10 protein-coding genes are annotated in these 16,205 nt (G+C 55.9%); 2 read left to right on the plus strand and 8 right to left on the minus strand.

The features are described 5' to 3' along the window. Positions 1 to 106: 106 nt before the first annotated feature. Positions 107 to 2,185: a 4-alpha-glucanotransferase gene (gene malQ / locus ABVN36_RS17110; protein ID WP_023138604.1), complete on the minus strand. Its 2,079-nt coding sequence runs from the start codon at positions 2,183 to 2,185 to the stop codon at positions 107 to 109. 9 nt (positions 2,186 to 2,194) lie between these two features. Beyond that, positions 2,195 to 4,588, minus strand: a complete 2,394-nt coding sequence (gene malP / locus ABVN36_RS17115; protein ID WP_023138603.1) for a maltodextrin phosphorylase — start codon at positions 4,586 to 4,588, stop codon at positions 2,195 to 2,197. A 594-nt stretch (positions 4,589 to 5,182) separates the two neighbouring features. On the opposite strand from malP, the gene malT reads away from it, so the two are divergent. Further along, positions 5,183 to 7,888 (plus strand): HTH-type transcriptional regulator MalT, encoded by a 2,706-nt coding sequence (malT, locus tag ABVN36_RS17120; protein WP_000907030.1) that lies wholly within the window; start codon positions 5,183 to 5,185, stop codon positions 7,886 to 7,888. A gap of 133 nt (positions 7,889 to 8,021) precedes the next feature. Here malT and ABVN36_RS17125 read toward each other — a convergent pair whose 3' ends face one another. The 4 genes from ABVN36_RS17125 to ABVN36_RS17140 form a co-directional block, all read right to left on the minus strand. After that, positions 8,022 to 8,582, minus strand: coding sequence for a hypothetical protein (locus tag ABVN36_RS17125; protein ID WP_000220922.1), 561 nt, complete (start codon positions 8,580 to 8,582; stop codon positions 8,022 to 8,024). Next, complete coding sequence (rtcA, locus tag ABVN36_RS17130) at positions 8,579 to 9,613, minus strand: RNA 3'-terminal phosphate cyclase (protein WP_023138602.1); 1,035 nt, start codon at positions 9,611 to 9,613, stop codon at positions 8,579 to 8,581. Before rtcA ends, ABVN36_RS17125 begins: the two co-directional genes overlap by 4 nt. Before the next feature lie 3 nt (positions 9,614 to 9,616). Continuing rightward, a complete protein-coding gene (gene rtcB, locus ABVN36_RS17135; RefSeq protein ID WP_001105525.1) occupies positions 9,617 to 10,831 on the minus strand; it encodes an RNA-splicing ligase RtcB in 1,215 nt (404 codons plus the stop codon). A 346-nt stretch (positions 10,832 to 11,177) separates the two neighbouring features. Continuing rightward, complete coding sequence (locus tag ABVN36_RS17140; RefSeq protein ID WP_023138601.1) at positions 11,178 to 12,731, minus strand: TROVE domain-containing protein; 1,554 nt, start codon at positions 12,729 to 12,731, stop codon at positions 11,178 to 11,180. 189 nt (positions 12,732 to 12,920) lie between these two features. Here ABVN36_RS17140 and rtcR point away from each other — a divergent pair, with 189 nt between their 5' ends. After that, positions 12,921 to 14,504 carry an RNA repair transcriptional activator RtcR gene (gene rtcR, locus ABVN36_RS17145; protein WP_001232871.1) on the plus strand — a complete coding sequence of 528 codons (1,584 nt, stop codon included), beginning with the start codon at positions 12,921 to 12,923 and terminating at the stop codon, positions 14,502 to 14,504. Here the strand turns inward: rtcR and ABVN36_RS17150 are convergent. Together ABVN36_RS17150 and glpG are read right to left on the minus strand one after the other, a co-directional pair. Next, positions 14,501 to 15,259: a DeoR/GlpR family transcriptional regulator gene (locus ABVN36_RS17150; protein WP_000815085.1), complete on the minus strand. Its 759-nt coding sequence runs from the start codon at positions 15,257 to 15,259 to the stop codon at positions 14,501 to 14,503. The genes rtcR and ABVN36_RS17150 overlap by 4 nt on opposite strands. A gap of 93 nt (positions 15,260 to 15,352) precedes the next feature. Then, positions 15,353 to 16,183: a rhomboid family intramembrane serine protease GlpG gene (glpG, locus tag ABVN36_RS17155; protein ID WP_000928702.1), complete on the minus strand. Its 831-nt coding sequence runs from the start codon at positions 16,181 to 16,183 to the stop codon at positions 15,353 to 15,355. Positions 16,184 to 16,205 lie beyond the last annotated feature (22 nt).

Below are 16,205 nucleotides of genomic sequence, written 5' to 3' on the forward strand. Positions count from 1 at the left end.
GTAGGCCGGATAAGGCAGCAATGTGCGCCAGGATTGCCTGATGGCGCTGCGCTTATCAGGCCTACGTGTTCTCACCATAATAAAGCCGGGGAAATCCCCGGCTTTATTACTTCTTCTTCGCGGCCGCTTTTCGGCGCTTATCCAAATCCTTAATCAGCTTGTTTACGCCCTCATCGGCAAACATGGCCTCAAGAGATGCAGACAATTTCCGCCGCCAGTTTTTATACTGATCGCTGGTGCCCGGTACGTTAACCGGATCGGCCATATCCAGCCAGTCCTCCGGCTGAAGCCCCAACAGACCGCTGTTACTGTCGGCGATGTAGCGCTGAAGCCCGCGATTTAGCGTTGGCGTCATCGACATTAACGATGCCTTATGCCCGGCGCGTTTTGGCAGACAGCCATATTTATGCAGCGCGTCCAATAGCCCCTGTTTCGCCCGCTCGCGATCCTCATACAGCCCGCGCAGAATCACTTCATCCGGATAAAGCCCCAGAGCTTTACCCAACGTCAGGTCACCGCATTCCCAATAGCCGCGCAGCGTGGGGAGATCGTGCGTCGAGGCGACAGCCATCGATTGTTGCGGATATGCGCCTGGCGCGCGGAAGTTTTTCTCAAGGTCATTTTCAAACCACAGCACTTTATAAGAATAGACCCCGCTATCGCGCAGCTTGCCGACAATCTCAACTGGCACCGTCCCCAGATCTTCGCCTATCACCATACAGCGGTGACGTTGGCTCTCCAGCGCCAGAATAGAAAGCAAATCATCTACCGGATAATGGACGTAAGCCCCCTGATCCGCTGTTTCGCCATACGGTATCCACCACAGACGCAGCAACGACATAACATGGTCAATGCGCAACGCGCCGCAGTTTTGCATATTGGCGCGCAGCAGGTCGATAAAGGGCTCATAGGCCCGGGCGACAATAATATGCGGGTCCATTGGCGGCAGCCCCCAGTTCTGACCGAGCGGGCCGAGGATATCCGGCGGCGCGCCGACAGATGCTTTCAGGCAGTACAGCTCCCGGTCGCACCAGGTTTCCGCGCCGCCTTCCGCTACGCCAACCGCCAGATCGCGGTACAGACCAATCGGTAGTTTAAAACTCTGGCAGGTATCCCAGCAGGCGGCGAATTGGCGCCAGGCCAGCCACTGAAGCCAGAGGTAAAACTCCACCTCTTCGCGGTGCGCTTCACAGAATTGTTTTACAGCGGAAGACTCTACCGACTGGTACGCCTCCGGCCAGGCTGGCCAGCCCCAGCGCTGCTCATCCTCTTTTACCTGATACGCATGCAGCGCGTCGAATGCCGCCTGCCAGTAAAGGCTCTCGCCTTCGCGGGCGATAAAGTGACGAAACTCCGCCATTTGCGCATCGTCGCGAGCGGCAAACCGCGTCCACGCCATCCGCAGCGCCGTGATTTTCAGCGCGGTAACGGTAGCGTAATCCACCCATTGCGCATCGCGCGCCTGTCGCAGCTTTTGCTGTGTGGCGGGCATTTGCCACCATGCCTGTGCCTCTTCGCTCAGGCGGAAATCTTCGACGGCGTTGACGTCGATATATATCACGTTCAGCCAGCGACGAGACGAGGGGCTGTAGGGACTGGCGCTCTCCGGATTCGCCGGATAAAGCGCGTGGATCGGGTTCAGGCCGATAAACGCGCCGCCGCGTGTCGCCACGTCGACCAGCATCGACTTCAAATCGCCGAAATCGCCAATACCCCAGTTTTTTTCTGAACGCAGAGTATAAAGCTGGACGCAGGCCCCCCACAGTTTTTTCCCTTCCAGCAGCGCCTGCGGCTCATAGCATCGCGGCGGGGCGACGATAATCCGGCAGTGCGTACGCTGTTCATCCTGGGTCAACGTCAGGGTGTGGTAGCCCTCCGGCAATGTAGCCGGAAGGTTAAGTTTTTTACCGCCCGTCACGCGCCCTTTGTAATGCACGCCCTCTTCCGTAGTCAGCAGCCAGGCAAACTCACCGCGCCCCTCTACCGGCAACGCCATTTTTTTACCCGCGGTATAAACCTTCACATTCGGCACGACCGCCTGTGGTCCTGTTGTCGTGCCGTGCATCGCCGCCAGCAAACGTCTCTTGGTTTCAGCGCCAATAGACTGCGGTTTGCCATGAGCATTGATGTAACTGGGGCTGATCCCCGCCGCCAGCGCGGCACTATCGAGACGTTTATTTTCCATCGCGCTCCCTTAGCGTTTTGCCTGCCAGATACGGGCCTGATAATCGCGAATAGAGCGATCGGAACTGAACATACCGCAGCGCGCGGTATTGAGGATCGCGGCGCGCGTCCACGCTTCCTGGTCGCGATACAGCGCATCCACCTGCTTTTGCGCCTCGACATAAGCGGCGAAGTCCGCCATGACCAGGTACGGATCGCCCCCCTGTTTGCCGAGGCTATGCAGCATCTGGTCAAAGGCATGTTTATCGCCATCGCTGTATTGACCGCTTTCCAGCTCTTTTAGCACCACATCCAGCACTTTGTCTTTTTTACGCCATTTCACCGGATCGTAGCCTTTGGCTTTGAGCGCCTTGACCTCTTCCACAGTATGGCCAAAGATAAAGATATTCTCTTCACCCACTTTCTCAGCGATTTCAACGTTAGCGCCGTCCAGCGTTCCCACTGTCAACGCCCCGTTCAGCGCCAGTTTCATGTTACCGGTGCCGGACGCCTCTTTCCCGGCGGTAGAAATTTGCTCGGAAATATCCGCCGCCGGAATGAGCATTTCCGCCGCCGAGACGCAGTAATCCGGCAGGAAAACCACCTTCAGCTTATCACCCACCGCCGGGTCGTTATTAATGGCTTCCGCAACCTTATTGATAGCAAAAATGATGTTCTTCGCCAGGTAATAGCCCGGCGCCGCCTTCGCGCCAAACAGGAATACGCGCGGTACGCGGTCAGCCTGCGGGTTTTCGCGGATCTCTTTGTACAGCGCCAGAATATGCAACAGATTCAGATGCTGACGCTTGTACTCGTGCAGGCGTTTGATCTGAATATCAAAAATCGCGTTGCTTGAAATCTCAATCCCGGTACGGGCCTTGATGAATTTCACCAGCCGTTCTTTGTTCGCCCGTTTGATGTCGCGATACTGCTGACGGAATGTGGCGTCGTCAGCGTATTTTTCGAGGTTGATCAACTGGTCGAGATCGTTAGCCCACTCTTTTTTCAGCGTTTTATCCAGCAACGCCGCAAGCTGCGGATTGCACTGTTTAATCCAGCGACGCGGTGTAATGCCGTTGGTGACATTGTGGAATTTGTTCGGCCAAAGCTGGTGATATTCCGGGAACAGATCTTTCACCACCAGATCGGAGTGCAGCGCCGCCACACCGTTGACCGCAAAGCCGCTGACCACGCACATATTGGCCATGCGTACCTGACGGTCGTGCACCACCGCCAGTTTTGCCCATACCTGCTTATCGCCAGGCCAGGTCTTATCGACCAGCGTCTTAAAGCGATCGTTAATCTGCTTGATAATCTGCATATGACGCGGCAACAGCGCTTTGATTAACCTCTCGTCCCAGCACTCCAACGCTTCTGGCATCAGGGTGTGGTTGGTGTAGGCGAAGGTTTTGCTGGTGATAGCCCAGGCGTCATCCCAGCTCAGTTGGTGCTCGTCAATCAGCACGCGCAGCAGTTCCGGAATGGCGATGGTCGGGTGAGTATCGTTCAACTGAATGACCTCGTAATCCGCCAGCTCATGCAGTTTGCGTCCGGCCAGATGGTGGCGACGCAGAATATCCGCTACCGAGCAGGCGCACTGGAAGTATTGCTGCATCAGGCGCAGTTTTTTGCCCGCCGTGTGGTTATCGTTGGGATAAAGCACCTTCGTCAGTTTTTCCGCATCGATACCCTGCTGTTCCGCCCGCAGGAAAGCGCCGTCGTTGAATTTGGTCAGATCAAACGGATGCGCGTGGGTCGCCTGCCACAAACGCAGCGGTTGCGCGACGCCGTTACGATAGCCTAACACCGGCAGATCCCAGGCCTGGCCTGTAATCACAAAACCTGGCTCCCAGCGCCCTTCTTTGGTAACTTTACCGCCGATCCCAACCTGGACGTCCAGCACCTCGTTGTGGCGGAACCACGGATAGCTGCCGCGATGCCAGTCATCCGGCGCTTCCATCTGCTTGCCTTCAACAAATGACTGACGGAACAGCCCATACTGGTAGTTCAGACCATAGCCCGTAGCGGACTGCCCGACGGTGGCCATCGAATCGAGGAAGCAGGCGGCCAGACGTCCCAGACCACCGTTGCCGAGCGCCGGATCGACTTCCTCTTCCAGCAGATCGGTCAGATTAATATCGTGCGCTTTCAGCACATCGCTAACGTCCTGGTACCATCCCAGATTTAACAGGTTATTTCCCGTCAGGCGGCCAATCAAAAATTCCATCGAAATGTAGTTCACATGACGCTGGCCTTTCGTCGGCTGCGCTACCGGTTGCGCGCTCAGTAATTCCGCCAGCGCGCCGCTAACGGCCTGCCACCACTGACGAGGCGTCATGTCGGACGCCGACAGTAAACCGAAACGCTGCCACTGACGCGTCAGGGCGGCCTGGAATTGATCTTTATTGAAGGTTGGCTGTGACATAGGAAATCCGTCCTCGGGTAATAAAACAACGTTATCGCTAGTTTGCCAGGCTCGATGTTGACCTTCCTCCTCCCGGCAATGATTAGGGAGGGAGGAGGAGCGGGGATGAGCATAAAAGTGTGATCGCCGCCACTTACCCCTGTATAAACGCGCCGATTCCTGTCAACGACACCCAGTGTTACGCATAATCAAATGAATAAACAGAAATAACAGTAAATCGCGAAGGGGTATTTTCGAAAGATTATATGAACGCCGAAATAGTTTCTTACCTGAAATATTCAGCGGCGGGAGATTCACTCACTAAACATAATTAATTAAACGCCTGGTATCGCCATTGTGTTAAATCCGGATGATGTCCAGGACATTATTTACAATAACGGAAATATGACCTCAGCCCAGCTCTGACGCTCGTTTCAACCGCGCCGAATACTTTTTTAATACCGTTATTTAGAATTGTGACAGAGTGCAAATTCAGACACATAAAAAGTCTGCTTAGCTTGCATTAAAATGCTTTCTGGCCGACCTTATATCTATTAATTACGAAGCGCAAAAAAAATCGCAGTTCCCCCCATTTCCCACAGTGAAGTGATTGCTATGTTGATTCCGTCTAAATTAAGTCGTCCGGTTCGTCTCGACCATACCGTGGTTCGTGAGCGGCTGTTGGCTAAACTTTCCGGCGCGAACAATTTCAGGCTCGCCCTGGTAACCAGTCCTGCTGGCTATGGGAAAACCACGCTTGTCTCACAGTGGGCGGCGGGCAAAAATGAATTAGGCTGGTACTCTCTCGACGAAGGCGATAACCAGCAAGAGCGATTCGCCAGTTACTTAATTGCCGCTATCCAACAGGCCACCGGCGGACACTGCTCTACCAGCGAAGCGATGGCGCAAAAACGTCAGTATGCCAGCCTGACGTCCCTCTTCGCGCAGCTCTTTATTGAACTGGCGCAGTGGCATCGCCCGCTTTATCTGGTGATTGACGACTACCATTTGATTACCAATCCGGTGATTCACGACGCGATGCGCTTTTTCTTACGGCATCAGCCGGAAAATTTCACCCTGGTGGTGTTATCGCGTAATTTGCCGCAACTGGGCATCGCTAACCTGCGCGTGCGCGATCAGCTGTTGGAAATCGGCAGCCAGCAGTTGGCTTTTAACCATCAGGAAGCAAAGCAATTTTTTGACCGTCGTCTTTCGTCGCCCATTGAAGCCGCTGAGAGCAGCCGCATGTGCGATGATGTGGCCGGTTGGGCCACTGCGCTACAGTTGATCGCCCTCTCCGCGCGCCAGAACCATACCTCTGCGCATCACTCCGCCCGCCGTCTTGCCGGGATTAATGCCAGCCACCTTTCTGATTATCTGGTGGACGAAGTACTGGATAACGTGGATGTCAGCACCCGACATTTTTTACTTAAAAGCGCGATCTTACGCTCAATGAATGACGCGTTGATTGTGCGCGTGACCGGCGAAGAAAACGGCCAGATGCGGCTGGAGGAGATTGAGCGCCAGGGGTTATTCTTGCAACGCATGGACGACACGGGCGAGTGGTTTAGCTATCACCCGTTGTTTGGTAGCTTTCTGCGCCAGCGTTGCCAGTGGGAACTGGCGGCGGAACTGCCGGAGATCCACCGTGCGGCCGCGGAAAGCTGGATGGAACAAGGTTTTCCCAGCGAAGCTATTCATCATGCGCTGGCGGCGGGTGACGCGCAAATGCTGCGCGATATCCTGCTTAACCATGCGTGGGGGCTGTTTAATCACAGTGAACTGGCGCTGCTGGAAGAGTCATTAAAAGCGCTGCCGTGGGAAAGCCTGCTGGAAAATCCGCGGCTGGTGTTGTTACAGGCCTGGCTGATGCAAAGCCAACACCGCTACAGCGAAGTGAATACGTTGCTGGCGCGCGCCGAGCAAGAGATCAAAGGGGTTATGGACGGCACGCTGCATGCTGAATTTAACGCGCTGCGCGCCCAGGTCGCCATCAACGACGGCAATCCGGAAGAGGCTGAGCGGCTGGCGAAACTGGCGCTGGATGAGCTTCCTCTCGCCTGGTTTTATAGCCGCATTGTCGCGACCTCCGTTCACGGCGAAGTGCTGCACTGTAAAGGCGATCTCAGCCAGTCTTTATCGCTGATGCAGCAAACCGAACAAATGGCGCGCCATCATGACGTCTGGCATTACGCGCTGTGGAGCTTAATTCAACAAAGCGAAATTCAGTTCGCCCAGGGATTCCTGCAGGCCGCATGGGAAACGCAGGAGAGAGCCTTCCAGTTGATCAAAGAGCAACATCTGGAACAACTGCCGATGCATGAGTTTCTGGTACGTATCCGCGCGCAATTGCTGTGGGCGTGGGCGCGCCTTGACGAAGCGGAGGCCTCGGCGCGCAGCGGTATCGCTGTGCTGTCCACCTTCCAGCCGCAACAACAGTTGCAGTGCCTGACGTTACTGGTGCAGTGCTCGCTGGCGCGCGGCGATCTGGATAATGCCCGTAGTCAGCTTAACCGACTGGAAAATTTATTAGGCAATGGTCGTTATCACTGCGACTGGATCTCTAACGCCGATAAGGTGCGTGTCATTTACTGGCAGTTAACCGGCGACAAAAAATCCGCCGCCAACTGGTTACGTCATACGCCCAAACCGGCGTTTGCCAATAACCATTTTCTGCAAGGGCAATGGCGGAATATCGCCCGCGCGCAGATCCTGCTGGGCGAATTCGAGCCTGCGGAAATCGTGCTGGAAGAGTTAAATGAGAATGCCCGTAGCCTGCGCTTAATGAGCGATTTAAACCGCAATCTGCTGTTACTCAATCAGCTTTACTGGCAATCCGGGCGGAAAAACGACGCCCAGCGCGTATTGCTTGATGCCTTACAGCTCGCCAACCGCACCGGATTTATCAGCCATTTTGTGATTGAAGGCGAAGCCATGGCGCAACAATTGCGTCAGCTTATCCAGCTCAATACGCTGCCGGAGATGGAGCAGCATCGCGCGCAGCGCATCCTGCGAGAGATTAACCAACATCACCGGCATAAATTCGCCCATTTTGACGAAGGCTTCGTCGAGCGCCTGCTTAACCATCCGGATGTCCCGGAGCTTATTCGCACCAGCCCGCTCACCCAGCGTGAATGGCAGGTGTTAGGGCTTATCTATTCCGGTTACAGCAACGAACAGATTGCCGGCGAACTGGCGGTAGCCGCAACCACCATTAAGACGCATATCCGCAACCTCTACCAGAAACTCGGCGTCGCGCACCGTCAGGACGCGGTACAGCACGCGCAGCAGTTGCTGAAGATGATGGGGTACGGGGTTTAACGTGTGCCTGATGGCGCTTCGCTTATCAGGCCTGCAGAGTCATTTTAAAACATATTAATATTGCTGGTTTTGTAGGCCGGGTAAGGCGTAGCCGCCATCCGGCATAAACGTAAATCCAGACGTTGAGTTGGCTTCAGGCCCGATGGCCGTCGCTCAGCCGCAGGTTAAATGGCGCCCATCCATCCGGCGGGTCCCATTCGCCACTGCCATAAATAATACCCTCCCGGATATCATGAATAATGACGCCATCAATACCACACGGTTCCGATCGCCAGATAATGCCGGAACTCACGTTGATAAGAAACGTATACTGAAAGGTTGTGACCAGGAAATTCTCGCTCAGCGAGGTCTTATGATCCCAAACATCGGGTATTGAATAAATATGGCCAACATAATCATCAAGAAACAGGCTTTTAACCTGATGTGAATCCGTATCAAATAAGTGAACGTGCTGACCGTATAATATCGCAATAGTCTTATCATTATTCATGATGCCGCTGAAGCACTGCTCAACGATCCAGCGCCCCTCTTCCAGCGCGACAAAAAGACACAGCACGATAACCGGCTCGCCGTCCTGACTCACCAGCACTCTTCGCCGCATCGTTGAAGGGCCGGAAAAGGGATTAACATCCCTCTCCGGGATAGCGTCAGCAACGCGTTGTTCAGCATCAAGGAAATCAGCGTGGTATGTCATGATCCGCTATCCTTTTTACTTACCATAACCTGCACCATCTCCCTCGCCTCCTCCAGGTTGAACGTTACCGGCAAAAACCGTTCCACCACCGCAATATTGGTAAGCAAGTGAGCGGAAGCCCGCGCCACGGTAAACGCGCCTTCGCCCGCCAGCGCCAGCGGTAAAATCAGCTGGTCGGCCAGATGCTCTCCCACTGCCGCCGGGCTTGCGAGATAGCGCCGCGCTTCATGCGCAACCTGATTAGCTACCGCTTCCGCGCTGGTGCCTTTTACGCCGAACGCGGCGAACAGTTCGGTCAGTTGTTCGCTTTGAATCATCAGCGACAGCGCGTTGCCCGGCCCGCAGCCGCCTTCCAGCGCAACGACGTTTTTCTCCGCCTGCGGGAAGTGGGCTTCCAGCGTTGCGACTTCACGTTCGCCAACGTGGTAAGGAACCGCCGCCAGCAAAGCTTCAGCGGTGGTGCGCCGCGTCTCGCCGCGCGATATCAGCGTCAGACCGCGTAAAGACGCCGCCGGTTCGACGACCGTCGCCGCCGCGCCGCCGCCTGCCGGATAAAAGCCGTGTTTTATCAGCGTGGTACGCTGGCTGATGCCCATCCTCGCCAACAGCGGCTCCCAGACGCGGCAGATAAAATCGGCGCTGGGCGCGGCCTGATTATGCGTCCCACCGTGAACCTCCACGCGGGATGAACCATCGGCAAACCACAGCGCGGGCAGGACGGTTTGCAGCACCAGCATACAACTGCCCGCGCTGCCAATCGCGAAACGGTACTCGCCGCCGCGAATCGGCCCCGGCGTAAAACGCAACTGTTGCGAGCCCAGCTCGTCGCCGTTCACCTGCGCGCCGCAGATTTCCGTTGCCGCCCGCACCGCCGTTAAATGCTGGCGTAGCAGCCCCGGTTTGGCGCGCCCGGCGCGGATGCCGCTCATTTCAAACGGCTGGCCGGTTATCATTGATAAACTCAGCGCCGAGCGCAAAATCTGCCCGCCGCCCTCTCCCTGTGCGCCATCCAGCGCGATGATCCTTGCCATTTTCTATCCTTTAACGCACACCACCTGCCGCAGGGCGTACATGATTTCCACCAGGTCAGACTGCGCCGCCATCACCGCATCAATATCTTTATACGCCATTGGGATCTCGTCGATCACGTCCGCATCTTTACGGCATTCGACATGCGCGGTGGCGCGAATCTGATCGTCAACGCTAAACAGTTTCTTCGCTTTCGTTCGGCTCATCACACGTCCGGCGCCGTGGCTGCACGAACAGAACGACTCTTCGTTACCCAGCCCGCGCACGATAAAGCTTTTCGCCCCCATCGAACCGGGAATGATACCGAACTCACCGCGCCGCGCCGAAACAGCCCCTTTACGCGTCACATAGATCTCTTCGCCAAAGTGCTGCTCTTTTTGCACATAGTTATGGTGGCAGTTGATCTCGTCCATATCGAGGGCGATCGGTTTTTCCACGCAGCGCTGGAGCGCCGCCAGCGCGTTTTCCATCATCGCCTCGCGGTTCAGGCTGGCAAATTGTTGCGCCCAGTGTACCGCTTTCAGGTAATCGTCAAAATATTCGCTTCCTTCATTAAAATACGCCAGATCGCGGGACGGCAGCGTTTCTAACTGCTCCTGCATTTCTTGCTGCGCCAGGCCGATAAAATAGGTGCCGATGGCGTTACCGATCCCGCGCGAACCGGAGTGCAGCATGATCCATACCCGATCGGTTTCATCCAGACAGATCTCAATAAAGTGGTTACCGGTTCCCAACGTTCCCAGGTGCTTATAGCTATTGGTATTCAAAAAGCGCGGATATTTTTGCGTTAACCACTGATATCCCGCTTCCAGCTGCGCCCATTTTTCATCAACGTTGGCGGGCGGGTTTCCCCATGCGCCCACATCGCGACGCCCGCGTCCGGTGGTACGCCCGTGAGGCACAGCGGCCTCTATGGCGTTACGCAGTTCCGCCAGATTTTCCGGCAGATCGGCCGCCGTTAAGCTGGTACGCAGCGCGTTCATTCCACAACCGATATCCACGCCCACCGCCGCCGGAATAATCGCCCCTTTCGTCGGGATCACGCTACCGATGGTCGATCCTTTCCCCAAATGCACATCCGGCATAACGGCAATGTGTTTGAAAATAAACGGCATTTTCGCCGTATTGATCAGCTGCTGACGGGCATCGTCTTCTACCGGTACGCCTTTGGTCCACATTTTTACCGGTGCGTTCTGGGTGGTCATCAATTCGTAATTCATCATTTTTTCTCATTTTAATCATTAGGGTGGCGACAAGTTTATGTGAATACACCGCTCTACCATTGAGCTACAGAGCCGGGCTCTGACGGGTCTCGAACCCGCAACAAATGTAGATCCACAGGCATTCGCCAAAATAGGGTGGCACGACAAGTTAAGGTGAATCACCCGCTCTACCGTTGAGCTACAGGGCTAAGCCCCGGCAGGGTTCGAACCTGCGTCTGGCCATACAAGGTGTAGATCCACCGGCATTCGTGCCTTCAGCGTTGCGCGACAAATTCATAGCCGGGATGATACGCATCGGGAAAGATGTAATCCCGGCCAGCATTCGCGCCGCGCTGAATACTCTTTACAGCGTCACGGCTTCAATCGCTTCCAGCCAGTGCGCGCTGCCATAGCGACCGTTAACAAAGTTATCTATCACCGTAAACACCTCGTCGCTGAAGCCGCCGACGTTCAAAATATCGCTTCGTTCCGCCGCCTGCGTGGTGCCGTAAGGCAGCAGATCGATACACACCAGGCGCGCCTGCGGGTTGCGCTTTTTCAGTTCGATCCAGCATTCCATGGTGGCCGTTGAGCCATGGCGCGATTTATCAACCCACGATTCGTTATCCGACACCATAATCACCAGATCCACCCGCGCCCGCTCGTTCAACAACCTACGCAGCGGCGCGGAGCAGTTGGTGCCGCCGCCGCCAACCGCCGCCAGCTTTTGCGCGTTGTGCATAACCGACTGGCGCGCATCAAGCCGCACGTCGACCACATCGCATTCAAACGGCAGCACGCGGGCCTGCGGATGATTACGCAGCACGGCGGCGGCGATCAGCCCGGCAACGTCCACGCAGCGGATCTTACTGGTCGCCCCCTTGCGATAGCCGGTTATCGACGACTTCATGGACCCCGACACGTCCGGGCAGACCACCACGTTGCCGCGAAACGACGGAATGTTCTCCAGCGCGTACTCCATCGCCTGCGCTAAAGCCTCGCGAATAACCTGCGGCACGCTGCTTTGCAGATTGCTCCATGCCGACAGCAGCTGATAAGGATAGACCCAGGACTGGCGCACCTGCGCCCTGTCCGCCAGCCGCTGCGCCACGCTGGCGGCAAGCGTTGCATTCTCAAACACGCCATGACGCGCCAGCGTATTCAAATTCATTCGCAACGTTTGCCAACTCATCCGCTGCGCCAGCTGTGCCCACTGTTCGCGACTCAGCGGCGCGTTGGTCAGCAGTAAAAACGGCACATCGGGTAAGGCCGCGCCCATGTCACCTTCACGAAACGCCAGCAGCGCGCGCGTTTTTTCCGGCAGTTGCGCCTTATCGCACGGCTTACCAATCAGCCAGGCGAAGAAGGCTTCCTGCCACGCCGCCTGCGGCCGTGGGTGCACCATTTTGACGATATCCGCCAGCGACGGCGCATTGCCCACCGATGCCTGCAATAAACGCTCTTCGCTGGCGTTCTGCAACCAACGCTGCACCAGCTTCTTTGGCCGCGTCCCCAGCGAGCGCCGCCCGGTCACGCCGCTGCGCAAAATTTGCACAAAGTTACGCAGCATCCGGCCATTATTGATCACCCGCGTAAATACTACCGGCAGCAGCGCCGAACCACGCGCCGCCAGAATGGCGGTCAACAGCGCGGGCATATCCTTCATCATCCCGCGTTCGCGACCATAAATCGCCAGTTGCGCTAAAAACAGATCGTCGAGATCTTTCGCCGTCGCCAGAACATCATTTAGCTGCGCCTGGCCGCTGGCATAAAAAGTCTCGTTCATGCAGCCGGTCATCACCATTTGCGCCAGTTTATGGCGCGGGGTGAAGGCAAAGGCCGCTGCGCCTTGCTGATTGCTGGCGTTGGCCAGCGGCGCGTCCCTTAACAGCGAACGGAACAAAAGTGGATTAGCCATTTGTTTTTCCCATTTCCGTTATTCTCCATGCCAGAGTTATTGCAACCAGCGTGCCAGAAAATAAATTATTTTTTAATCTATTGATTTTTAATTGATTTATTTCTTTAGCGTTCAAGTGAAAGAAAAATGCCTGCACGGCAGTCATTAAAAAGCGATAAAATTATCTCGTCTTTTAGAAGGAAATCTAAGATGCGAAAAACGGTGGCCTTTGGTTTTGTCGGTACGGTGCTCGACTATGCAGGACGCGGCAGTCAGCGTTGGGAAAAATGGCGCCCTACTTTGTGTCTGTGCCAGCAGGAGACGCTGGTCGTTCACCGCCTGGAACTGCTGTACGATGCCCGCTCTCGCTCGCTGTTTGAAGGATTAAAGAAGGATATCGCCAGCGTCTCGCCGGAAACGGAAGTCGTCGGCGTAGAAATCGCGATCCGCAACCCGTGGGACTTCGAAGAGGTTTACGCCTGCCTGCACGATTTCGCCCGCAGCCATACCTTTCATCCCGAAGATGAAGACTATCTGATTCATATCACCACCGGCACTCACGTCGCGCAGATCTGCTGGTTCCTGCTGGCGGAGGCGCGCTATCTACCGGCGCGATTAGCGCAGACCTCGCCGCCGCGCAAAAAAGATAAACCGCATAGCACGGGCGACGTGACGATTATTGACCTCGACCTCAGCCGCTACAATGACATCGCCACCCGCTTCGCCCAGGAGCGGGAGGAGACGCTCAACTTCCTGAAGTCCGGCATTGCAACCCGCAACCCGTGTTTCAACCGGATGATTGAGCAAATTGAGCGCGTCGCGATACGCTCCCGTTCGCCAATCCTGCTCAACGGCCCGACCGGCGCGGGCAAGTCGTTTCTCGCCCGTCGCATCTATGAACTAAAACTGGCCCGCCACCAGTTCAGCGGCCCGTTTGTCGAAGTGAACTGCGCCACCCTGCGCGGCGACACGGCGATGTCGGCGCTGTTCGGCCACGTTAAGGGGGCGTTTACCGGCGCGAGAGAGGAGCGTGCAGGGCTGCTGCGCAGCGCCGACGGCGGCATGTTGTTTCTTGACGAAGTGGGAGAGCTGGGCGCGGATGAACAGGCCATGTTGCTGAAAGCCATTGAAGAGAAACGCTTTTACCCTTTCGGCAGCGACCAGCAGGTCAGCAGCGATTTCCAGTTGATTGCCGGCACGGTGCGCGACCTGCGCCAGCGGGTGGCGGAGGGGACATTCCGCGAAGACCTGTACGCGCGCATTAATCTCTGGACCTTCGAACTACCGGGCCTGCGTCAGCGCCAGGAAGATATTGAGCCAAACCTTGACTACGAACTGGAACGCCACGCGGCGCTAACCGGCGACAGCGTGCGTTTTAATACCGAAGCGCGCCGCGCCTGGCTGAGCTTCGCCACCTCGCCGCAGGCCGCCTGGCGCGGTAACTTCCGCGAACTCTCCGCCAGCGTCACCCGCATGGCGACGCTGGCGGACAACGGGCGAATCACGGTCGAAACGGTAGACGATGAAATCGCGCGTTTGCGCTATAGCTGGAATGACCATCGCCCCTCCGCGCTCGACGGACTGCCGGGCATTGACGCAACGGCGCTGGATCTGTTTGACCGTATGCAACTGGAAAACGTCGTTGCCGTCTGCCGCCAGGCGAAAACCCTTTCCGACGCCGGGCGGCAGCTATTCAACGTTTCCCGTCAGGGGAAAGCCACGGTGAATGACGCTGACCGGCTGCGTAAATACCTGGCGCGTTTTGGTCTGACGTGGGACGTTTTACAGAATTAACACAGCTCCAGTTGGATATGGTTCTCCGTCAACACCTGCATCACGCCCGGCGGCGGCAGGGTATCGGTGTAGACCGCATCGACCATACTAATGCTGCCCATGTTTACCATCGCGTTACGGCCAAATTTAGAGTGATCCACCACCAGCATCACATGGCGCGAATTTTCGATAATCGCACGCTTGGTGCGTACCTCATGGTAGTCAAATTCCAGCAACGAGCCGTCGCTATCAATACCGCTAATCCCCAGAATACCGAAATCGAGACGGAACTGGGCGATAAAGTCCTGCGTCGCTTCGCCAATAATGCCGCCGTCGCGGCTACGGAGTTCACCGCCGGCGAGGATAATACGAAAATCCTCTTTCGCCATTAGCGTGTTCGCTACATTCAAATTGTTGGTCACGATCCGCAAATTACTGTGCCCTAACAGGGCGTGCGCTACGGCTTCCGGCGTCGTGCCGATATCAATAAACAGCGTTGAACCATTGGGGATCTGGGCCGCGACTTTGCGAGCGATGCGCTCTTTTTCTTCCGTTTGCGTTGCCTTACGATCGTGCCACGGCGTGTTCACCGAGCTGGAGGGCAACGCCGCGCCGCCGTGGTGGCGCAAAATCATATTCTGTTCCGCCAGATCGTTAAGATCCCGACGAATGGTTTGCGGGCTGACAGAAAAATGCTCCACCAGCTCTTCCGTACTGACGTACCCCTGTTTTTTCACCAGTTCAATGATCGCGTCATGCCGTTGTGTTTGTTTCATGAATAATCTCTGAAAGTAACCAACCTTGCGCCGGATAGCGGCATTCGCCCTACCCGGCCTGGAAAAATATCTCGACCACAGGCCGGATACGCCTCACGTTCGTTTTCGCGCATTCAGCGTATCAACAAAGGCCATCGCTAAACCGACGATAAGCCCGGCGATGTGCGCGCCGTTCGCCATAGACATGCCAAACCAGTCAAACCAACCAGCGACTATCCACAATAATGCAAAAATAATTAAGCCGCGCTGGAGGTAAATTCCGCTTTGCGGATCGCGCTCTCCGCGCAGCCACACGTACCCCATCAGCGCATAGACGACGCCAGACAGTCCGCCAAACCACGGGCCGCTAAATTTCTGCTGTACATAGCCGCTTAGCAGCGCGCTTATCACCGTAATGACGATTAATTTACCGCTGCCCAGGCGCTTCTCTACCGCCCCGCCGAGATACCACCACCACAGCAGGTTAAAAAGAATATGCATCAGTGAGAAGTGCATAAAGATATGGGTGAAGTAGCGCCAGACTTCAAATTTTAAAACCGGATCGAACGGCCACGCCAGCCACACCATCACCGTCTGATCGCCGATGAGACTCATCGCGATATAGACCAGCACGCAGGCGAGCATCACGATCCAGGTAACAGGGCCGGCTCGTTCACGCAGCGTGGCGAGAAAGGGAAAACGGCGGTAGCGCAGTCCGCTGTTAGTCTGCCCGGACTGCCAGCTAGCCGCCAGATAACGCGGATCGCCGGGATTTTCTATAAACCGCGCCAGCTCGACCCGCACACGTTCGGCCTGCGATTCATCTGCCAACCAGATATCGCTTTGATTATGTTGCTGAATAGTAAGAATGACGCCCTGGGTGGCCATATAATCAACAAATGCCTGCGCCACGCGAGGATTCGCAAAGGAAGTAATCATCAACATTATTGCTGTCGCTTAGTCCATA

The sequence above is a fragment of the Salmonella sp. SJTUF15581 genome, assembly GCF_043356775.1.
Lineage (GTDB): Bacteria > Pseudomonadota > Gammaproteobacteria > Enterobacterales > Enterobacteriaceae > Salmonella > Salmonella enterica.